This is a genomic window from Alistipes finegoldii DSM 17242, from assembly GCF_000265365.1.
Classification (GTDB): Bacteria; Bacteroidota; Bacteroidia; order Bacteroidales; family Rikenellaceae; genus Alistipes; species Alistipes finegoldii.
The window spans coordinates 993,387-1,014,701 of record NC_018011.1; the positions used below are offsets into that span (position 1 = coordinate 993,387).

Consider the following 21,315-nt stretch of genomic DNA (forward strand, 5'->3'; position numbering starts at 1 on the left):
CTTTTCCCGTCATCCGTGTATTTTGAGACATTTGCGTTGATTTTTTAGGTTTTTAATAGTTTCCTTTGCATCAGCTGCACCAAATGCGGCAATTTGAAAACCTAAACTAAATCAACGCAAATGAATCATTTTCTCTCTCCATGCTCTATCCGCCGGGGTCGGATCATCCGATCCGCCTCCTTTGGGCCCGGAAGTCTCACCGGGCAGCATCCGAATATTCCGAGGAATACATATCTTGAGAATATGATTCCATGATTCGGACAGGGATGCCGGAATTCTTCATGCAAGAAAGCACTCCGGATTCCCTGACCGAAAAAATACCTACATTCCAAAAACTGCGAACCATGAAACAGCTATTCTTTCATCTCGTGCCGGTTCTTGCCTTTGGGTTGGTACTGGCTGCTTGTGACAACGATTCGGACGAGTGGACACAACCTTACGAATTCGCTTGGAGCTACGGCGCGGAATCACAATTCAGCGTCGGGAAACCCGCTACATTTACGGACCTTTCGCTCGGGGTCGAAACCCGCGAGTGGAGTTTCGAAGACGCAACACCTGCGACCTCCACGGATCCCGAACCGAGCGTCGTATTCAATTCGAAAGGCATAAAGACGGTAACCCTTACAATCCATTTTCTCAACGGTCAGGTGCAGTCCGAATCGTTCGACATTGAGGTATTTTACCCGCTTTCGGCTCGGATCAAAGCCTTGGAACTTACACCGAAAGGCTGTATTCGGCTCGATACCCCCGTCTCGTTCGGCCTTACCGAAGTCGAGGGTAATCCGACATCCTACCAATGGACATTCGAAGGCGGTACGCCTTCCTCGTCGACTGATCCCGCCCCAGTGGTCACCTGGACTTCGGCCAACAAAAACGGAGCCCGAATCTCCTGCAGACTCACTCGGGCCGACGACGGAATGACAACTACCGTCGAACAGACTTTTATTGTCGGAAACTATCCAATGCTGCACCCCATTCCCGAGAAGGATTATGATCCCTGGCGGTTCGAACTTTCGTCCATTGGAAAATGGACGCTCTGGAACACGACCACTTCCGCGGATGATCTGACGACTAACACCTCCATCGTCAGCGGCGGGGCCGATGGCTCGAAGCAGGCCCTCAAGGTAACGCTCAAACCGGGAGTCATCTATCAGTTGTTCACGCGAGACAACTGGGTTTGCAACGCCCAACTCGTTGCCGGACAAAAATATGAAGTCTCCTTCTGGCAGAAAACGGATGCCGCGGAGGGTTCGCTTATCGTCTTGACGGGCATCTATAACAATCTGCCCTCCTGGTCTTGGAATGAATACCTCCAGGTACTTGCGAGTGACCACTGGAGCATCTACTTCCCCGATATTCCTTTCGAGGAACAGGTGGAAGAGATGTTCGGAATTTGGAGTAATATCGAATATCCGCTTACCGAAACGATCACACTCCCGGCATCTCCGGAGCTGATGCCTTCCGCAGAGTGGAAACAGGTCCGGTTCGAATTCACGGCCACTAGCGCCAAATACGAATCGTTGCTGAACACCTATCCCCAATTCGCTCTTCTGTCAGCCGGCTCCGCTGATGTAAACTGGTATTTGGACGACATACAAATCAATCTTATCGAAGAATAACCCGAATAAACTATTCGCTATGAAACGATTCGTTTTCTTACTGGCCGGCTTGCTGCTCATTGCTTCGAGTCTCCGGGCCCAGACCTCCGTCAGCGGTACGATTACCTCCCCGGACGGAAAGCCTGTCGCCGGCGCGTCGATAATCATCGAAGGCAGCACCGTCGGTGCCACGTCCGATGCCAAGGGTTTCTATCGGATCAAAGTCCGTTCATCCAAAGATATTCTCGTCTTCAACTTCCTCGGGTACCGGGAGGTTCGCGAATCCGTCGGGCAGCGATCCCTGATCGATGTCGTACTCTCACCCTCCGACCTTCAGATAGACGACGTCGTTGTAGTCGGTTACGGTGCCCTACGGAAAAAGGACATGACCGGAGCTGTTGCCTCGATCAAGGCCGATGCCTTCGAAAACCGGGTACTTTTCTCCGTTGACGACGCTTTAGCCGGCGGAGTGGCCGGTCTGATGGTCAACTCCTCATCCGGAAAACCCGGCTCGGAGTCGAGCATGCTTATCCGCGGTGCAAACTCCCTGACCGGCTCCACTGCCCCGCTGATTGTCCTTGACGGATTCCCGCTCTTCGATGTCAGCACCTCCACCGGGGGTGGCATAGACGGATATGACACCGGCATGTCCTCGCTCTCGATGATAAACCCCGACGATATCGCTTCGATCGAAGTGCTAAAAGACGCCTCGGCAACGGCAATATATGGTAACCGCGGAGCCAACGGAGTCATTCTCATTACCACCAAACGAGGCCGGGGCGACAGCGGAAAGATCCAATACAACACCTACTTCGGATTTCAACAGATGAATAAGCGGTATGACATGATGGATTTTCGCCAGTACGCCGCCTATCAGGTTGATCGAAACTCCTCGAACAACCACCTGTTCACGGACCCTATCACCATGCAACCCCGCACAATCGGAGACGTACAGTCGCGGGACTGGCAGGATGAAATCTTTCGTACCGGATTTATTCAAAACCATTCGCTATCTATTTCACACTCTACTGAAAAAACGAGTATGTTCGTCTCCGGTTCCTACATGCAGAACAAATCGGTCCTCATCGCCACGAATTGGCAGAAACTCACGGCTAAAGCTACGATCGACCACCGATTCACGGATTTTATACGCACGGGTGTCGATATCGGCTATAACCGAATCGTCGACGACGGAGTGCCGACCGGCGGCGAAGGCACGTCCCAGGTTGCAGGCGTCATCACTTCGGCCCTGACGGCTCTTCCTTTCGAATTCGACGAAACGACTCAGGCCTATTTCCGCCGTGCAGGCGTCTCGCAGTCCTCGCTCGACTCTTATATCGACAACTATCACGGGAATCCGGTCAACATCGCCAATGAGACCGAACTCACCAAACGCATCAACCGAATGATGCTCAATGCCTATGTCGAGGCCGACATCCTTAAGAATCTGACCTTGCGCATCACGGCAGGATATGACAGTTATTCGCTCAAAGACCGCCAGTTCTATCCCACCTCGACGCCCCGCGGCTACTTTTACAAGGGGCAGGGTATCATCGGCAGTTCTGAATCCGGAAGTTGGATCAACGAAAACACGCTCACCTGGAAGCCCGTATTCGGGAAACACCGTCTCAATGTCCTCGTCGGCATGACTGAACAAGGATACACGAACTTCTACGATCGCAGCGAAACCACTCAATACGAATACGAGGATCTCGGATCGAATAATGCCCAGATGGCTAAAGTTTTCAACGTCTACTCCAGCAAGGAGCAGGTCCGGTATGTCTCGCTCATCGGTCGAATTAACTACTCATACGACAACCGTTACATTGCCACTTTCACCCTCCGCCGCGATGCTACCTCGCGCTTCATCAACGACAAGTGGGGTACGTTTCTCTCCGGTGCATTAGCCTGGAACATCGACAGCGAAAGATTCATGCAGAATCAAAATACCGTCAGCGCCCTCAAACTGCGTCTGAGTCTGGGCGAGGTTGGCAACTCAAATGTCCCCACCTCGGGCTCCTACTCGCAGCTCTACGGAACGAACTACTCCTTCGGAACCATTGAGACCATCGGGCAGTCTTCTTTGTCTATTGCTAATGAAAACCTCTCCTGGGAGACCACTCGCGAAGTGAACGCAGGATTGGAGGTCGGGTTATGGAACGACCGGCTGAAATTCACGGCAGACTTCTATGACAAGGTTACCCGGGACCTGTTGCTTGAGGCTCCCGTTGTTAACATCGTCGGATTCGACAAGGCATGGCAGAATATCGGCAAAATGCGCAACCGCGGTATCGAGTTGAGCCTGAACGCCCAGTTGATCAACCACAAGAATTTCAAATGGAATTTCTTCGCCAACTTCGCCCGCAACAAGACCAAAATTCTTGAACTCGGCCAGGGCGGAGCCCCGATCCTGCTGGGTGTCACTTGTCTGAGCGGTCAGAATGCCGTCATCCTGCAAGAGGGCGGAGAGATCGGAGACATATACGGATACGTCACCAAAGGTGTCTATGGACTAAATGATTTCGAAATCGACGGAATAACGCCGAAGCCTGATGTCGCCGTCGAAACCGGAGCCGAAAAACCCGGGGCCATGCGCTTCGCCGACCTGTACAAGGACGAAAAGATTACATCCGACGACCGGACCGTAATCGGAAACTCGACACCCGATTTCTTCGGAGCCTTCGGCACGAACTTCACCTGGAAGAACCTCGACCTCAACCTCTCGTTCCAATATTCATACGGAGGCAACGTCTACAACGCAAACTACAATCAGCTCGCAGCGTTCACCGGAACCACGAACAACCAAATGGCATTCTTCGAGGAGCGTTGGTCGCCCCGGAACCTTGCAAGCACGCAATACTCCACGATGACGAACGGAGCGGTCTGCTCGGCATTCGTCGAAGATGCCTCGTTTCTGCGGCTCCGCTCTGCACGGATCAGCTACACCTGTCCGCGCAAATGGTTCGGCCCTAACAGCCACATCGGCTCGATCAAGTTCTATATCGCCGGAGAAAACCTCTTCGTCCTCACTCGATACTCGGGCTACGACCCCGAGGTGTACTCCAACCAAGGTTCCAGCAGCATGAGCAATATCCTCACGTCGGGCTTCGACTACGGCTGCTTCCCCCGCCCGCGCACCTTCACCGCAGGTATTAACATTCTGTTCCAGTAAAACGATCTCCATCATGAAAAAGTTCATCACCTCCGCATACTCGCGACTCGGCCGCTTTGTCGTTATCGCGGTTGCAGGCTGTATCTTCTCGGCGTGCAGCGACTTCCTCGATGTCCCCCTCGAAAGTACCGTGGCGACCTCCAACTTTTACAAGACTGCCGAAGAGTTCGACATGGGACTCACGGGCGTTTATAACATGCTGCTCTCGGCCGAATGGGCCAATGGCGACCGATACGGGTCCTATTTTCAGGGTTTCCTCATCCTTGGGCGCGTCGGAACCGATGAGATGATCATTCCGACCAACATCGACGGAAACGAGACAGAACTCTGCAACTACACCTACACCCCTTCGCATCGCTACATCTCCCGAACATGGTATGTCCAGTATCGCGGGATACAACGCGCCTGCGTTATCATAGACCGTCTGACTGACACCGATATCGGCAATGAAAGCGAGAAGAAACGGATTCTCGGCGAAGCCTATTTCCTGCGGGCCTTCTACTACTTCCATCTGGTAAGGCTTTTCGGTGAGGTGCCGATCATCAACCACGAAGTTACCGATCTCACAATGGTGCAGACTGAAAAGTCTTCCGTGGCCCAAGTCTACGAACAAATCGTCAGTGATCTGAAACTAGCCATCGGGAACCTTCCGGTGTCGAATGCGAACGGCCGGGCTCACTACTACGCAGCCAAAGCCCTGCTCGGCAAGGTCTATTTGCAAATGGCCGGCGAACCTTTGGAAGACTCCGAAGCTGCGGCTTTAGCCGAAGTCGAACTCAACGAGGTTATCCAGAGCGGTCGTTTTGAGCTCGTGAAGGATTATTTCAGTCTGTTCGATGCGTCGAACGAATACAGTTCCGAATACCTATTCGATGTCGAGTTTGCCAACAACGGTACAACCACCTACGGAGGCCAGGTCGGAACTATCGATGGTGTTCAGACCCCCAATAACCTCTACTGGTCTGCGGTATGGAGTACCCAGGAGTTCTATGAAACGTACGATCCCGCCGACCTGCGCCGCGACAACATCGCTCGCTTCAAATATGTTTACGACGACAATCAGAATCTCGTCAAGGAGGATCTCAGTTCCGAACCGATCTACTACGCCTACAAGTTCCGCCATGCCCTGACTGAGGAGGGACGGGGGCCGGGATGGGCAAACTGGGCAAATCCGATCAACTTTCCGATCATCCGTTATGCCGACGTGTTGCTGATGTATGCCGAAGCCGTTTGGCGGGCTCACGAAGTTCCTTCGCCCGAAGCGCTCGAATATGTCAACCAGGTGCGACGCCGTGGTTTCGGAGTCGATATCAAGACTCCGAATGAAGCGGTTGATCTGAAGATGATGGACGGCGACAAGTTCGCCGAGGCCCTGCTCGCCGAGCGTAGTTTCGAACTCTGCTTCGAGGGACAGCGCTGGTACGATCTGGTCCGCTTCGGAAAACTTGAGGAAGGCGTGAAGAAACTGGCCAAGTATTCGAGCGTGGCGACCTCCCAGGCGCAGAACTTCCAACCCAAACACGTAATCTTCCCCATTCCGCAGGATGTTATCGACGCCTCGAATGGGAAGATCGAACAGAATCCGCTTTGGAAATAAAACCCGATCCTCCATTCAAATTACGAAACCATGAAAACACATGCATTATACGTCGCTGGTGCCGCTCTGATGATCGCACTGTCGTCCTGTGACCGCGATCTTGACCTCGCGCATGCCTACAACAACGGTTCCAGTTCGAAACCCTACGAATTCGATGCGGATTTCAATCCGGATGATTACACCGATTTTGGAACGTTCGTCGTCGGTGACCGCAACATCTGTTGGCAGGATCCCCACATTCCCCGGTATATGCTCTGGCTTGACGGAAAGATCTCCGTCGGGAAATACGATGATTCGGGACTGTTTACGACCTACTGGTCTGCGGACAATTCCCTGCGACAGGTATCCGCCAGTCCCTGGCTCGATGAGAACGTCAATGCCTTGACCTCCGATATGGAGGTCTTTGGCAAGTGCATCGAACCCGTATCCGGATTTTACGACGGCGGCGCATGGTTCATCGGCGTGCATAAACTCATGGACGGTCGGTTGGCCGGATTCTTCCATGCCGAGAGCCATTGGCCCGGAGTCTCCGCCGCCTATAAGTCCATTGGCGTCACCTATTCCTCGGACAACGGACTGACCTGGGAAACGGGCAGACGGATCCTTTCCGGAACCGACCCCAAACCCGAAAATCCCGCCGGGCAGGGTGAGTCCTACGGCTTGGGAGACGGGTGCGTAGTTTGGAACGACGCGCGCAAAGTCTGGATATGCTACTACTCGGGCTATTGCGATGACCCCGGAAACTACATGATCACGATGGCCTGTTCGGAGGATCCGGCCGGAGCTGCCGGAACCTGGAAAAAATGGGATGGCAAAGCATTCACCGTCGAAGGCTGCAACGGGCAGACACAACTCGGCGGCGCAAACATCAAGATCGCCAATCTCGATACCTATGCCGGCGGAAATCCGTCGGTCATGTGGAACCACTACATAGGCAAATGGGTGATGGTCTATCATTCGTGGAGCCGACGCATTTGTCTTTCGACGAGTGCCGACGGTATTGCGTGGGAGGCCCCTATATCCCTCAATCTGGGTGAGGAGGAGGCCATGTATCCCAACCTGATCAGTGAAGAGGGAGATCAAACCGGGGGACAGGCTGTCCGCATGTATTATGCTGCAGACATGAATGATCTCGGACAACGCAGTCTCGCATGGAGAAAGGTCGTATTTTATTGATGTTTGGAATGTCGATCCGAAAATTCATCATTCTTTCCGCGCTGATCGTTTCCGGATGCGAAATGCATCCGGAAACGATTGCCATCGACTTCGATTCCGGAACGGAGGACTATACGCCTCTTGTACGCAAGATCCTTGCGGAGCATCCAGCCGGTGAGGTCACAATCCGATTCGGAGCGGGGACGTTCGACTTCTATCCCGAACAGGCGGCCGGCAGCTATCTCTGCGTTTCGAACAACGACAACGGCTATAAACGCTGCGCTTTTCTGCTCGAGGAGATGCGACGTGTACGGATCGAAGGGGCTGGAGAAAAAACCCAGTTGAGATTTCACGGCGCAATCGTTCCGTTCCGCGTCGCTCGATGCGAACAGATCGTTTTCGAGGCTTTCACGATCGATTGCGACGCATCGTTCATCTTCGAAGGCCTCGTCGTTGGTAACGATCCTCGTACGCACAGCATCACGCTCCGTCCGCTCGATCCGGAACGTTTCGAGATCCGGAGCGGGGAACCCTGGTTTACGGGCTACGACTGGGCGAGTCCGTTCGGTGAAAATATTTTGTTCGATCCCGGAACCCGTTCGCCCTACTATCAGGCCGAACAGTACGAACACGATCAAAAAAAAACGCTGCAGGCCGAATGGATCGGCGATTCGCTTGTCCGTCTGAGCGGCTACTCGTCTCGGGAGCTGCCTCCTGTGGGAAGCGTCTATACGGATAAAGGCCCCCATTCGACTAACCGCCGCTATCCGGGATTCTCGTTTTACAAGTCGGCCGGTGTTGAAGTCCGGAACGTCACGCTTCACGATTCGGGCGGCATGGCGCTGATCGCCGAGAACTGTCGCGACGTCGTCTGCTCGCAATACCGGGTTGAAGTCCCGCCTCAAAGCGGCCGGATGGTCTCTGCATCGGCCGATGCCACTCATTTCGTCGGATGTTCGGGAAAAATAGTGCTCCGGGCCTGCCGGTTCGAAAGCATGCTCGACGATGCCACGAACATTCACGGTGTTTACATGACGGTTGTGGATCGGTTTTCCGGGAACCGGTTTGGGGCCAGTTTTGGGCACTTTCAGCAGGAGGGTTTCGATTTTGCCGAACAAGGTGATTCGCTCGTCTTCATCGATCGTGCCGATCTGGGGGTACTCGGCTGCGGACGAGTCGAGGAGGTGAACCACGTGAATGAAAACTATTACATCATTCGAACCGGATTCGACCTGAGTGCAATTCCGGACTCGGTGCACATTGCCGTCGGGAACCGCGCGGCCGATGCCGATGTCGAAATATCGGAATGCACGGTTCGTTATAATCGCGCCCGGAGTTTTCTGCTTTCGACTCCGGGCGACGTATGCGTCGAAAACAGTGATCTTTCTTCAATGATGGCCGGAATACGCATTTGCGGTGACGCCAACTACTGGTTCGAATCGGGACGTACGCGCAACGTCGTGATCCGTAACAACCGATTCGGCACGATGGCTACCGGCGGCCGGTCTCCCCAGGCCGTTCTGCAGATCGACCCCGTTATTTCGCATGATGCCCGGAGCGGGGGGACTCCGTATCACGGATGTATCCGTTTCGAAGGAAACCTCGTGGAGTCGTTCGACAACCAGTTGATTTATGCTCTCTCGGTCGATTCGCTCGTCATCAGCAGGAACCGGTTCGTCGATTCCCGCCGGTTTGAGCCCCGGTTCGCCGGTCTCTCGGTCATCGATGCCCAGCACTGCCGCAGCGTCACAGTCCGGAACAATGACTTCTCCGGGTGGAAGGAAAATTCGACAATCAGTCTGGTCGACTGTTCCGAGCATTGTTTGGAGGGTGAAGAGATGCCTCGAATGGTTGAGAATCCTAATCCGTACTTCTATGAAAATTAGTCGATACATCCTCCCGATTCTCGCGACCGCATGGATCGGAAGCGTTTCATCCCGGCCGTTCGGAGATACGCTTCGGATGCGAGATTTCGGTGCGTTGCCCGATTCGGGAGAGGATGCTTCCGAAGCCTTGCGAAAAGCCGTCGCTACCATCGGAAAGCGGGAAATCCCCACCGTATTGTGTTTCGAGTCGGGGCGGTACGATTTCCATGCCCCTGAGGGGCAGGACGACCGGGTGAACATCGTGGCAAGACTCCGCGGCATTCGGGATTTAATAATCGACGGCGGTGGCGCTGAATTCATCGCACACGGGCGTTTGATGCTTTTCTTGGCTGAGGAGTGCGAAAGACTGACGATTCGCAATTTCTCGCTCGACTGGGAACGCCCCTATATCACACAGGCTTCGATCGTTGCTCTTGGGGACGGCCATGTTGACCTGGCTATCGATCGGAAACGTTATCCCTACCACATCGAAAAGGGGCGGATCCGCTTTACGGATGAGACTTGGGAGCGTGAAATCGATCCCGAAAGTTATTCTACGGCTTACGATCCGCAAAGCGGTGCGGTGCTTTACGGTACCCGGGACTGTCCTCTCTCGGACCGCAATGCAGTCTTCCGCGGCGAAGCCCGTGAAATCGCTCCGGACACGGTCCGCTTCTTCGGGACGGTCGACCGTCCCCTGCCGATCGGTACGGAACTCGCTCTTTACCATGGGCGGTATTTGTCCAACGCTATGACGGTGGTGAACTGCAGGAATGTCTGCTTCGAAAAAATCGACCTGCGCCATTCTCCCGGAATGGGCGTTTACGGACTCCGCAGCGAGAACATCCTGCTCAAGGCGGTTTGTACGGTCGTCAATCGTTCCGAAAAGCGTCGGTTCAGCTGTGCTGCCGATGCGTTCCACTTTACCAACTGCCGCGGATTGATCGAACTTGACGGCTGCAACTGCAACGGACAGGGTGACGATGCCTTGAACATACACGGCATCTATGCCCGGATAGTCGCTGTTTCGAAAGACCGGAAACAGATTGAGTTGTTCGGAGTCCGGTTCCCGGCAGAACGGGTGTTCAAAGCCGATGATGAGATCTGGCCGATTGTACGAACGACCGGATCTCGGGGGGCCCGGAACCGCATTGAACGCATTGTCAGGAAAAGCAGCAAGCGGCTTGTTGTCGCCTTGCGTGAGCCGCTCGATAAAACATTCAGGGAAGACGATTTTATCGAAAACGCCTCGTGGTATGCCAACGTATCGATTCACGATTGCTACTTCGGGCGAGCCAACCGCGCCCGCGGCATCTTGCTCACCACTCCCGGAAAGGTTGTCGTACATAACAACCGCTTCATGACGGCCGGAACGGCAATTCTCATCGAAGGAGATACCGACTACTGGTTCGAATCGGGCGCCGTGTGCGACATGGATATCCATGACAACCTTTTCGAGAACTGCGGCACTTCGGCTTCGAACAACGGCGGATCCGGCTGGGGCGAAGCCCTCATCAGCATCACTCCCTCTTTCCGTCCGGCAGACGAAAGCAGCCCGGTCTATCATCGCAATATCCGGATCCGCAACAACCGCATTCTCACTTATGACCGTCCGCTGCTCCACGCCCGATCGGTTGAGGGACTGCAGTTCGTGGCAAACTGTGTCGAACAAACATACGATTTCCCCGCCACAGCCGCACAACGCCAATCATTCTGCCTTGAGGGGTGTCGAAATGTGCGCATCGCCGAGAACCGGTTTATCGGCTACGGCAAACCCGATTTCGAACTGATCCATATGAACCCAAATAATATCTGTCATGAAAAAGCGAAATAAGAAAATCATTGCTGCACTGAGCGCAATCTTCGGGCTGCTTGTCATCGGGGCATTGTGCTGGAGTTTCGTACTCTGTTACAGGACACTCCATCCGCCCCGCCTGACCGATCTCAGCTGGCTCACCCGGCAATATCCTCATACCACAGAATGGCTCGACAGCATCCGCAGCAACGGATTGCTGCATGATATCGTACGGTTGAATGCCGACGGAGAGCGACTCCATGCCCGGTGGCTATGGGCTCCGGAGCCTACCGAAAAGACCGCCGTGCTCTTTCATGGCTATCAGGGTTCGGCGGAAACCATGCTCATGATCGGCTATCTCTTCAACCATGATTTCGGATTCAATGTTCTGATTCCCGATCTGCGCGGTCATGGGCAAAGCGAACCTTCGGCCATCAGCATGGGGTGGACTGAACGAACGGAAGTGGTGGACTGGATCCGAACGGCAGATTCGCTTTTCGGCGGCAATACGCAGATCGTCCTGTACGGCGTTTCGATGGGTGCCGCCACTACGATGATCGCCGCTGCCGAAGAGTCGCTGCCCGCATGTGTCCGCTGTGCCGTGGAGGATTGTGGCTACACTTCAACCCGGGATATCTTTGCCGATTCTTGGGAGAAGCAGTGCCGACTGCCGCTCTTTCCGCTCTTCCATCTATCGGACCTTTGGTGCCGGATCCTCTACGGATGGAGTTTCGCAAAGGCTTCTCCGCTCGATGCCGTGCACCGATGCAGGTTGCCTATGTTGTTCATTCACGGCGACAAGGACTCGGTCGTCCCTGTGGAAATGGTTCACCGGCTGTACGAAGCGAAAATCGGAGACAAGGAACTCTGGATACTTTCCGGCGTCGATCATGGTGCCGCCTATCTCCACGATCCGCAGATATATGCGCAGCGCGTCCGCACATTCGTGGAGCACTGGTTCGAATGCCCCGCCATCCTTGAACAATGAAATGACAATGAAAAAACTGCTGTTCCTTCTTTTTTGCACCGGGCTCGGACTTCCTGTTGCAGGACAACGCTGGCAGATTGATCCGGACGGAGGCATCGTCTGGAGACCCGGAAACGATACGCCCCACAGGGATCATCTCGAAATGACCGGCGAGCAGATCTCGACGGTTCTCCGCTGGGTTGTGGATGACCGAGGAGCCTTTCGCGTCGAACGTTCGCTGATCTTCCCGCTGTTACGTGTCCGTCCCAATGATACGCATGCCAGTCTGATGTGCCGCGTGGCCACGGATATTCCCTCGCTGTTGGCCGTGAATACCTCCGCCTCGGGTTTCAATGCTTCGGCCCTGCAGTTCGAACGGGTCGAAAAGATCGTCATAGACGGTACGGTCCGGGTCTTTAGTCAATGGAGTTTTAATGCCGTGGGGGCCGGATACGAGGAGGTGGAGCATCCGGCTCCGGTCTTGGCCATGGAGCGCACGATCTTTCCTTCGCCGACACAACCCGCCCTCTGTGAACGGTATCTTATCCGCAATATCGGTTCGCAAACGCTGGAGATTTCCATCCCAGAGTTTTCGCAAATCGTGACGACCCCTTCGGAACGAGGCATTACGGGCGGCTACGTCATTCGGGCCGAATTGCTCGATGCCGGAATCCGCATACTGCAGCCCGGAGATTCGACCGTGGTGGATGCCCTCTTCCGGGCTTGTCGAGTCGGAGAGACACTTCCGCCCGCAGATGTCGGAGCCGAACTCCGCTCTCGTAGGGAGTTCGTTTCTGCAATCTCGGACAAACTGGTCCTGGAGACCCCGGATCCGGTAGTCGACACGGAATTCCGCTTTGCCAAGATCCGGGCTGCCGAAAGCATTATCAAGACCCGCGGCGGCTACATGCATGCTCCGGGCGGCGAATGTTACTACGCGGCTATTTGGGCCAACGATCAGGCCGAATACGTCAACCCTTTTTTCCCAATGCTCGGATACGACATCGGGAATCGATCGGCACTCAACGCATTCCGCCACTTCGCCCGTTTCATGAATGCTGAATACCGGCCTATTCCTAGTTCGATCATCGCCGAGGGCGACGACATCTGGAACGGGGCCGGCGATCGAGGCGATGCCGCGATGATCGCATACGGCGCTGCGCGCTACGCCTTGGCCCGCGGGGAACGGAACGAAGCCGAAGAGCTGTGGCCTTTGGTGGAATGGTGTCTCGAATACTGCCGGCGCAAACTCACTCCCGAAGGGGTCGTCGCTTCCGATACCGATGAATTGGAGGGCCGATTCCCTGCCGGCAAGGCCAATCTCTGTACATCGACACTCTATTATGATGCCTTGCGGTCGGCCGTCTATCTCGGACAGGAGCTCGGATGTCCGCGTAAAACGCTGCGAGTTTACAAACGGCAGACTTCGGAGCTCGCTGAGGCGATTGAATGCCATTTCGGCGCCACGGTTGCCGGATACGAAACTTACCGCTATTTCGATGGCTGTACGAAACTCCGCTCGTGGATATGCATGCCGTTGATCGCCGGGTTGCAAAACCGCAGCGAAGGGACTGTTCGGGCGCTGCTCGGAAAAGAGCTGATGACCGAAAACGGCCTCCTCACCGAACAGGGCAGTTCGACCTTCTGGGACCGTTCGACCCTTTATGCTCTGCGGGGAATCTACATCGCCGGGCAGGCCGACCGTGCAACGGAATTCCTCAGTCATTATGCCCGGCGCAGACTCCTGGGCGATCATGTTCCCTATCCGATCGAAGCATGGCCCGAGGGCTCTCAACGCCACTTGGCCGCCGAAAGCGGGCTTTTCTGCCGCGTTATCACCGAGGGATTGTTCGGGATTCGCCCCACCGGGTTCAGGAGCTTCGATCTTACCCCTTCAATGCCTTCCGGATGGAATCGCATGGCGTTGCGGCACATTCGGGCCTTTGAAAACAACTTCGACCTTGTCATCGAGAAACAGCCGGACGGGTTTCTGCGAGTCACGCTTGCGATTTCGGGATGCAATCCCCGAGCTTTCCGGCTTCGACAGGGAGCGTCCCTGCGTATCAAACTTCCATAATTTACAATATCCTGATGAAAAAACTGCTTCACACCCTGTTGCTGTTTGCTGTCGGGCTCTTTGCAGCCTGTCAGGCCCCGACATCCGGTGGCGATGTCTACTTGAATGATTTCCTTGACGACCTGACTGCACAAACCGACGCAGGACCGGCCATTCGGGCCGCCTTGTCCCATTGTGCCCGGATCCGGGCCGCACGGCTTATTCTTCCGGGTGGAGAACTCCGGATACGACCCGATCTGGCGGTCGAAAAGTACCAGTTCATCAGCAACAACGACGAAGGTTTGAAACGGATTGCCTTTGATTTGGTCGGCCTGCAAGATTTCACCATTGAAGGTGCTGACACGAAACTCCTTTTCACAGGTTTCGTTTCACCGTTCAACCTCGAACGTTGCCGCAACATCACGATCCGCAATCTTTCGATCGACTTTACCCGCACGTTTCACTCCGAAGGTACCGTACGGGCGGCCGGAAACGGATGGCTCGATTTGGAGTTCCCGGACAAATACCGATGCGATCTGACGGACGGATGCTTGCGTTTCCTCGATGACGAAGGTCGTGTCTACCCCTATTCCAGTTTGTTGGAGTTCGATACCCAACGATGCGAACCGGCTTTCCACGTCGACGACTACTGGCTCCCGGCCCATACCATTCCTGCTGAACGGCGTCCTAACGGATGGATTCGGATTTTCCGCAGTGATTTGAAGGCCGCGATCGGGAATACGATGGTCTTCGGGGCCGCCCGACGGCTCAATCCCGGGATCACCGTTTCCGATTCGCAGGGTATTGCAATCCTCGACGTGAAGCTCCATCACTGCGGAGGGATGGGGGTCATCGCACAACGCAGCCGCGACATCGGAATTGAACGGATGGAAGTTGTTCCGGCTCCCGGCAAAAAACGCATGATCAGCATCACGGCCGACGCCACGCATTTCTCCAATTGCGGGGGACAGATCCGTCTAATCGACTGTACGTTCGAAAATCAGAAGGATGATGCCTCCAATATTCATGGACTATATATGCCCGTCGATACGATTTTCGATCGGGAGCGGATTTGGGTTCGCTGGGGACACAGCGGGCAATACGGCACAGATTTCCTCGTCCCGGGGATGGCGGTGGAAATTGTCGACAACCACACGCTTGAAGCCTATGCCCGGCGGATTGTTGCTAAGGTCGAACGGTTCAACAAGGAGTATTCTGCGGTAACCTTCACTGAACCCTTACCCGAGAACATTCGTCCCGGCCATCTGATTGCAGCCGACGAACCCGGTCCCGATGTTCACATCAGCGGTTGCCGGATGTCGGGAAACCGCGCCCGCGGTTTGCTGATTGGTTCCCGCGGACGGGTTATCATCGAAAACAACTATTTCCATATCGCCGGAGCCTCGATCCTCTTTGAGGGCGACGGTAACTTCTGGTTCGAACAATCCGGTGTCCGTGACGTAACAATTCGCAACAACATCTTCGCAAACGGCAATTATGGAAGCCGGGGATGGGGAAGTGCCTGCATTGCTGTCGGCAGCGGAATTTCCCAGCGGCAGACAAGTCGTTATCACCGCAATATTCAGGTCGATGGAAATCTGTTCCGAGTATTCGATCCCCGCATTGTTAATCTGTATTGCGTAGACGGATTCCAATTCTCTGCGAGCAATCGCATCGTGCGAACGTCAGACTATCCTGCGACATTCGATCCGAAGCTCCATTTCGTATTCGACCAATGCGATCACATCGAGATTCCACGACAGATTGAAATGGCTGAACAGCGTTGAAAGAGTCCTTCTAAAAAATCGATATCAGATGGGAGTTGCAACAATAAAAGTTTGCAACTCCTATTTTCCCATACTTTGGAATAAAAGTCCGCAAGACACAGCTAAAGAAGTTGGATACATTATTCTCATGTAGGATTTCATTCCGTCGTGAATAATATAACATAGGCCGTAGCAAAAACAGAGGAGGATACTCATCATATTTCCATGGAGCACTATAAAATCTGAGCGTAGCAGGTTGAAGATAAACTGGTGGTTACATCTTCATTCAACTTTTTTAGGGGGGCTGGCATTTATGTCGAATGCGCACTCTCTAAATTGCCTCATTATCTGGATTTTATTCCATATTGTCACATATCCCAATAACTCCGGCTTAGCACCTGACTGAAATGAAACAATAGAAAAATATTGGGTCATCAACCGGAGTGAATATTATAGACAGCAAGTTTTTCAGGCTGTAGAAAATGATAAGGCGCAATTTGCCTCCGATAATGATACAGCCATTATTCAATATATTGAGTAAATCGGCTAATTGATGTCCAAGTTAATTTCCTGCTTGTGTTACCAATAATACGACGCAGATCTTCCAATTTTATAGCCTCGAAAATATCTTCCGATGTAAAAGTATTTCCATTCCAGACTTTTTATTTCAAACGTTATATCAACTATATTTAGCCGCTGCTCCGATCTGAAAAAATACACTTCATACGTTGGCAAAAGTAAGACGACGTCTGATGAATATCCGAGATGAATCAGTAAAGTGATTCCAGGAATGAAATCGCTACTATGGACTGTCATTGCATTGAGGGAATTCGAGATGAAAATGGTCTGGTTGAAAGTAAACCATCCTGTAGTCATGGACTGCGGAAGAAAATCGCAATTCCGAAATCTCCGATTTATTGGGCAAAGCAATTTACACCTACAGATCTTATGGGAGATAGCAGTTCCGATGCAGGAACTCGGTGCCGGACGATGTCTTGACGGTTCGCAGACTTCTTTGGATCTGTTTGTAGAAGGGTTCACATGGATGATCAACATCTAGATAAATGATTCCGATAAGTATAAGCATGTCGTACTGAACCGCAAACACGCTATTGTTTTTAGCAAATTTGCTCGATCGGAAAATTTTTCGTAGCTTGCAGTAGGTTATTTGAAATGCGGCATTTAGACGCAATAAGCTGAAAATAAATCGTTACCTTCGCGTTACCTATTTTCCTATATAAAAGTTGTAACGACCCGATAAATCGAATCGTTACAGTTTTTTAATCCCGTTCCAAGCGGGCCCCGGCCATTATATGCGAGAAATGCCAGATCCTGCAACCCGGCCCTATGACCGCCCCGTCGTCTACGAACGAAGAGGGGTGGATGAACGTTTCACTCATGGTATCTGCTTTCGTTATCGGCAAAATAGCGGCATACGGCATCCGTCACACGCTCCACCTCGGCGTCGGTCAGTTCGCTGTCCATCGGAAGCGACAGCACCGCCGCCGGCAGCGCTGCGGCATGGCGCATCGCGGGATCGCAGATGCAGGCGTCGCGGTATGCGGGCTGTTCGTACAGGGTTCCGGGATAATAGACCATGGAGGGTATGCCCTCCTTGGCGAGTGCGGCCCGAAGTCCGTCGCGGCAGGCCGGAGGCACCTTGACGGTGTACTGGTGGTAGACGTGGGTGGCGTAGGGCGTCTCGACCGGGGTCACGACCGGCGTCAGACCGCCCAAACGCTCCGTGTAGCGCGCTGCCACGCTCCGGCGGGCGGCGATCCATGTGTCGAGGTGCGGCAGCTTGACCCGCAGTACGGCGGCCTGCAGCGTGTCGAGCCGCGAATTCATTCCGACCAGCCGGCTGTCGTATTTGGGGAACCAACCGTGACTGCCCAGCGCCCGGATGCGGGCCGCCAGCCCGTCGTCGTCGGTGAACACCGCGCCGCCGTCGCCGTAACAGCCCAGTACCTTGGAGGGAAAGAACGACGTGCACCCGATCTCCCCGATCGTACCCGCATAACGGCGCGCGCCGTCGGACATGCGGCATACGGCTCCCAGCGACTGGGCGTTGTCCTCGATCACCTTCAGGCCGTGCTCCTTCGCAACGGCCGTGAGCGCAGCCATATCGCACGGCTGCCCGAACAGATGGACGGGGATGACGACACGGGTACGCTCCGACACCAGCCGGGCGACGCTCGCCGGGTCGATATTGAAAGTGCGGGGATCGACGTCGGCGAAGACCGGAACGCCGCCCAGCAGCAGCACCGTTTCGGCCACGGCCGCGAATGCAAAGGCCGGGACGATGACTTCGTCGCCCCGCTGCAGCCCTACGGCCAGCAGTGACAGCAGAAGCGCGTCCGTACCGTTGCCGCAGGCGATGCAGTGCCGCACTTCGAGCCGCCGGGCCAGCTCCTCTTCGAACAGCCCGACCGCAGGACCCTTGATGAAGGCGGTCTCGGCAATGACATCGCCGATGGCGCGGTCCACTTCATCGCGGATGCCGAGATACTGCCTATGTAGATCCACCATTTTCATCGCTCCCGTTCTTTTTTCGCATCACCCCTGCAAATTCCGCAGCAGCGGATGATAGTCGCCCGTCAGGCCGACCGCCGCACTCTTCCGCAGCATATCGAGCGTATGGACGGCACACGCCGTATCTTCGACCGCAAAACCCCGGCCGGCAAGTATCCGCTCGTAGCTCAACGTGTGGAGGTCCGTAAACCCGTTCGTAAAGTCGAACTCCTCGCCGTTTATAACAAGATGTCTGTACGGAGACATGGGATTATCGTTCGGCGCAGGACGATGGGCGGCGTTGACGCTCAGAAAATACCTGACGCGGGCTCTCTTCAACTGCAAAAAGCCGGCCGAACACTCCGGCGACGAATGGTGCAGCACCACCTTCTCGACCGGACCGAATATCCAGTGCAGCATGTCGATAAAATGGATGCCGATATTGGCCGCCACGCCGCCGCTCTTGCACGGGTCGCCCTTCCACGAAGCGGCATACCAGCTTCCTCTGGGAGTAATGTAGGTAAGGTCTACATCATAAATTGTCGGGGGGGGGCGCAGTCGACCATCCGTTTCAGCCGCTCTATTTCCGGATGAAGGCGCAGCTGCAATATGGGGAATACGCGCCTGCCCGCGGCCCGGCTGCAGGTCTCCATCCTCGACAACTCGTCCGGAGTCAGTGCCAGCGGCTTTTCACAAATCACATCGAGCCCCGCCTCCAATCCCGTTACGGTATGGGTGCAATGGAGGTAATTCGGGGTGCAGACCGTCAGAAATTCCGCACGGCCGGCGACCATGCGCCTTCTGAAATCATCCGGATCGGTGGTGAAATAGGCGCGGGGGAAATACCCGTCGATCATCCCCACGCTGTCGAATACATCGTGCGCCGCCACCAGATCGCACCCAAGCGACCGCATGGCGTTCAAATGTCTCGGAGCTATGTACCCGGCAACGCCTATGATCGCGAATCTCCGGGATTCGGACGTCTCTACCCCTGTCATACCTGTAACGCAAGCTTGATTTTGCCGCAAAAATAATACATACAAATATTTTGCGCAAGCCATTCCGCAAATCGGCAACGATCCGCGGCGCAAAATCGCATTAAAAAATACAGAATCCCCTTGCTGTTACGGAAATAACAGTTATATTTGCATCAGAAAAAGCACATTCCAAATTTAAAACAATAACCAGATTATGAACGTACCTGCAAATCTGAAATACTCGAACGACCATGAGTGGTGCCGTATCGAGGGCGACACGGCCGTTATCGGCATTACCGACTTCGCGCAGAGCCAGCTCGGCGACATCGTTTTCGTAGACGTGCCGACCGTCGGCGAGACGCTCGCCGCAGGCGAGGTGTTCGGCTCGATCGAAGCCGTGAAGACCGTCAGCGACGCTTTCCTGCCCGTCGGCGGTGAAATCGTCGAATTCAACGACGCGGTAGACGCCGACCCCGCAATCGTCAACAAGGACGCTTACGGCGAAGGCTGGATCGTCAAGGTCAAAATGTCCGATCCCGCGGAATACGACGCGCTGCTGAGCGCCGCGGATTACGAAAAGCTGATCGGCTGATCCCCGCCCCGTTCCAAGCCCCTCTTCCGAGAGGGGTTTGCTCCATGACAGGGCCGGCCGCGAACGACGCCCCGCCGGAAAGAAACGCACAACAAACTTAAATATCAACAGTTATGTCAAAAGTTACAGTAGTAGGTGCAGGTGCCGTAGGCGCAACCTGCGCGAATGTAATGGCTTGCCGCGAGGTCGCAAGCGAAGTAGTCCTGATCGACATCAAGGAGGGTCTTTCTGAAGGCAAGATGCTGGACATGTACCAGTGCTCGACGCTGATGGACTTCGACACCAAACTCGTAGGCGTCACCAACGATTACAAGCAGACCGCCAATTCGGACGTCGTCGTCATCACTTCGGGCATTCCCCGCAAGCCGGGCATGACCCGCGAAGAGCTGATCGGCACCAACGCCAACATCATGAAGGGCGTAATCGAAAACGTTGTCAAGTACTCGCCGCGCGCCATCATCATCGTCGTCGCCAACCCGATGGACACGCTGACCTATCTGGCGCTCAAGGCTTCGGGACTTCCGAAGAACCGCATCATCGGCATGGGCGGCGCGCTCGACTCGTCGCGCTTCAAGTGCTATCTGGCCAAAGCCACCGGCGCCAACATCAACAACGTTGACGGCATGGTCATCGGCGGCCACGGCGACACGACGATGATTCCGCTCGTCTCGAAGGCTACCGTAAACGGCGTTCCCGTATCGCAGTTCGCATCGAAGAAGAAGCTCGAAGAGGCCGTAGCCAACACGATGGTGGGCGGCGCCACGCTGACCAAGCTCATCGGCACGTCGGCATGGTACGCTCCGGGAGCCGCTTCGGCAATGATGGTGGAGGCGATCCTCAACGACCAGAAAAAGATGATTCCCTGCTCATGCCTGCTCGAAGGCGAATACGGCCAGTCGGACATCTGCATCGGCGTTCCCGCGATCATCGGCCGCAAGGGCATCGAGAAGATCGTGAAGATCGACCTTTCGAAGGAAGAGGCCGAGAAGTTCGCAGCTTCGGCCGACGCGGTCCGCAAGACCAACAACGTGCTCCACGAGATCAAGGCGATCTAGTTCCGCGCCAAGATATACGGCAAGGCCGCCCCGGAATCCGGGGCGGCTTTTTGTTTCCCGGATGAAATTCTCCGCACCCGGCCGGACATTCCGGCGACTTTGCGCAGGCGTCACAACCGATCCCCCGCAAAACCCGGCACAGGATTCCGGGCCGCGACACGTATCCGAAACAGTCCGCAAAAACCGCCGCCACACGCATCCGAAACGGC

15 protein-coding genes and 1 pseudogene are annotated in these 21,315 nt (G+C 54.7%); 12 read left to right on the forward strand and 4 right to left on the reverse strand.

What is annotated here, in order from left to right:
- The first annotated feature begins 344 nt into the window (after positions 1-344).
- From ALFI_RS04545 to ALFI_RS04585, 9 genes are read left to right on the forward strand one after another with little or no spacing between them, the layout of a single operon-like run.
- Positions 345-1,619, forward strand: a complete 1,275-nt coding sequence (locus ALFI_RS04545; RefSeq protein WP_014774949.1) for a PKD domain-containing protein — start codon at positions 345-347, stop codon at positions 1,617-1,619.
- Positions 1,620-1,638: 19 nt separating this feature from the next.
- Positions 1,639-4,770 (forward strand): SusC/RagA family TonB-linked outer membrane protein, encoded by a 3,132-nt coding sequence (locus tag ALFI_RS04550; RefSeq protein ID WP_009598391.1) that lies wholly within the window; start codon positions 1,639-1,641, stop codon positions 4,768-4,770.
- Positions 4,771-4,783: 13 nt separating this feature from the next.
- Positions 4,784-6,367, forward strand: coding sequence for a RagB/SusD family nutrient uptake outer membrane protein (locus ALFI_RS04555; protein WP_009598411.1), 1,584 nt, complete (start codon positions 4,784-4,786; stop codon positions 6,365-6,367).
- Between the two features lie 30 nt (positions 6,368-6,397).
- Positions 6,398-7,543 (forward strand): hypothetical protein, encoded by a 1,146-nt coding sequence (locus tag ALFI_RS04560; RefSeq protein ID WP_014774950.1) that lies wholly within the window; start codon positions 6,398-6,400, stop codon positions 7,541-7,543.
- Positions 7,544-7,551: 8 nt separating this feature from the next.
- Positions 7,552-9,408, forward strand: a complete 1,857-nt coding sequence (locus ALFI_RS04565) for an alpha-1,3-galactosidase-related protein (RefSeq protein ID WP_039940530.1) — start codon at positions 7,552-7,554, stop codon at positions 9,406-9,408.
- On the forward strand, positions 9,398-11,221 hold the full coding sequence (locus tag ALFI_RS04570; protein ID WP_014774952.1) for a glycoside hydrolase family protein: 1,824 nt from the start codon (positions 9,398-9,400) through the stop codon (positions 11,219-11,221). The genes ALFI_RS04565 and ALFI_RS04570 overlap by 11 nt, the downstream gene beginning before the upstream one ends.
- Entirely contained in the window at positions 11,205-12,170 is a 966-nt protein-coding gene (locus ALFI_RS04575) for an alpha/beta hydrolase (RefSeq protein ID WP_009598405.1), read from the forward strand. Before ALFI_RS04570 ends, ALFI_RS04575 begins: the two co-directional genes overlap by 17 nt.
- Positions 12,171-12,177: 7 nt before the next feature.
- A complete protein-coding gene (locus ALFI_RS04580; RefSeq protein ID WP_014774953.1) occupies positions 12,178-14,226 on the forward strand; it encodes a glucosidase family protein in 2,049 nt (682 codons plus the stop codon).
- A gap of 14 nt (positions 14,227-14,240) precedes the next feature.
- Positions 14,241-15,992, forward strand: coding sequence for an alpha-1,3-galactosidase-related protein (locus tag ALFI_RS04585; RefSeq protein ID WP_009598410.1), 1,752 nt, complete (start codon positions 14,241-14,243; stop codon positions 15,990-15,992).
- A 1,371-nt stretch (positions 15,993-17,363) separates the two neighbouring features.
- On the opposite strand, the gene ALFI_RS04595 is transcribed toward ALFI_RS04585, so the two are convergent.
- Positions 17,364-18,506: a DegT/DnrJ/EryC1/StrS family aminotransferase gene (locus ALFI_RS04595; protein WP_014774954.1), complete on the reverse strand. Its 1,143-nt coding sequence runs from the start codon at positions 18,504-18,506 to the stop codon at positions 17,364-17,366.
- 21 nt (positions 18,507-18,527) lie between these two features.
- Complete coding sequence (locus ALFI_RS17350) at positions 18,528-18,749, reverse strand: hypothetical protein (RefSeq protein ID WP_244265005.1); 222 nt, start codon at positions 18,747-18,749, stop codon at positions 18,528-18,530.
- On the opposite strand from ALFI_RS17350, the gene ALFI_RS17670 reads away from it, so the two are divergent.
- The gene (locus ALFI_RS17670) at positions 18,748-19,002 is read left to right on the forward strand and encodes a hypothetical protein (RefSeq protein WP_338141099.1); all 255 of its coding nucleotides are present in this window, start codon (positions 18,748-18,750) and stop codon (positions 19,000-19,002) included. The two genes, ALFI_RS17350 and ALFI_RS17670, sit on opposite strands and share 2 nt — an antisense overlap.
- Here ALFI_RS17670 and ALFI_RS17675 read toward each other — a convergent pair.
- Together ALFI_RS17675 and ALFI_RS17360 are read right to left on the reverse strand one after the other, a co-directional pair.
- Positions 18,909-19,100 (reverse strand): annotated as a pseudogene (locus ALFI_RS17675) (hypothetical protein); the annotation flags it as partial. The gene ALFI_RS17670 and the pseudogene ALFI_RS17675 sit on opposite strands and share 94 nt — an antisense overlap.
- Positions 19,010-19,396, reverse strand: coding sequence for a Gfo/Idh/MocA family protein (locus ALFI_RS17360; protein ID WP_244265006.1), 387 nt, complete (start codon positions 19,394-19,396; stop codon positions 19,010-19,012). The gene ALFI_RS17360 and the pseudogene ALFI_RS17675, both read right to left, overlap by 91 nt.
- A gap of 277 nt (positions 19,397-19,673) precedes the next feature.
- Here ALFI_RS17360 and gcvH point away from each other — a divergent pair, with 277 nt between their 5' ends.
- A complete protein-coding gene (gcvH, locus tag ALFI_RS04605; protein WP_009598413.1) occupies positions 19,674-20,051 on the forward strand; it encodes a glycine cleavage system protein GcvH in 378 nt (125 codons plus the stop codon).
- A gap of 113 nt (positions 20,052-20,164) precedes the next feature.
- Positions 20,165-21,106 carry a malate dehydrogenase gene (gene mdh / locus ALFI_RS04610; protein WP_014774955.1) on the forward strand — a complete coding sequence of 314 codons (942 nt, stop codon included), beginning with the start codon at positions 20,165-20,167 and terminating at the stop codon, positions 21,104-21,106.
- Positions 21,107-21,315: the final 209 nt, after the last annotated feature.

Excerpts from the sequence above, each read along its gene's own strand:
- ALFI_RS04545 (WP_014774949.1), top strand. The coding sequence starts at position 345 with ATGAAACAGCTATTCTTTCATCTCGTGCCGGTTCTTGCCTTTGGGTTG.
- ALFI_RS04550 (WP_009598391.1), top strand. The coding sequence starts at position 1,639 with ATGAAACGATTCGTTTTCTTACTGGCCGGCTTGCTGCTCATTGCTTCG.
- ALFI_RS04555 (WP_009598411.1), top strand. The coding sequence starts at position 4,784 with ATGAAAAAGTTCATCACCTCCGCATACTCGCGACTCGGCCGCTTTGTC.
- ALFI_RS04560 (WP_014774950.1), top strand. The coding sequence starts at position 6,398 with ATGAAAACACATGCATTATACGTCGCTGGTGCCGCTCTGATGATCGCA.
- ALFI_RS04565 (WP_039940530.1), top strand. The coding sequence starts at position 7,552 with ATGTCGATCCGAAAATTCATCATTCTTTCCGCGCTGATCGTTTCCGGA.
- ALFI_RS04570 (WP_014774952.1), top strand. The coding sequence starts at position 9,398 with ATGAAAATTAGTCGATACATCCTCCCGATTCTCGCGACCGCATGGATC.
- ALFI_RS04575 (WP_009598405.1), top strand. The coding sequence starts at position 11,205 with ATGAAAAAGCGAAATAAGAAAATCATTGCTGCACTGAGCGCAATCTTC.
- ALFI_RS04580 (WP_014774953.1), top strand. The coding sequence starts at position 12,178 with ATGAAAAAACTGCTGTTCCTTCTTTTTTGCACCGGGCTCGGACTTCCT.
- ALFI_RS04585 (WP_009598410.1), top strand. The coding sequence starts at position 14,241 with ATGAAAAAACTGCTTCACACCCTGTTGCTGTTTGCTGTCGGGCTCTTT.
- ALFI_RS04595 (WP_014774954.1), bottom strand. The coding sequence starts at position 18,506 with ATGAAAATGGTGGATCTACATAGGCAGTATCTCGGCATCCGCGATGAA.
- ALFI_RS17670 (WP_338141099.1), top strand. The coding sequence starts at position 18,748 with ATGGGATTATCGTTCGGCGCAGGACGATGGGCGGCGTTGACGCTCAGA.
- ALFI_RS17350 (WP_244265005.1), bottom strand. The coding sequence starts at position 18,749 with ATGTCTCCGTACAGACATCTTGTTATAAACGGCGAGGAGTTCGACTTT.
- ALFI_RS17360 (WP_244265006.1), bottom strand. The coding sequence starts at position 19,396 with ATGCGGTCGCTTGGGTGCGATCTGGTGGCGGCGCACGATGTATTCGAC.
- gcvH (WP_009598413.1), top strand. The coding sequence starts at position 19,674 with ATGAACGTACCTGCAAATCTGAAATACTCGAACGACCATGAGTGGTGC.
- mdh (WP_014774955.1), top strand. The coding sequence starts at position 20,165 with ATGTCAAAAGTTACAGTAGTAGGTGCAGGTGCCGTAGGCGCAACCTGC.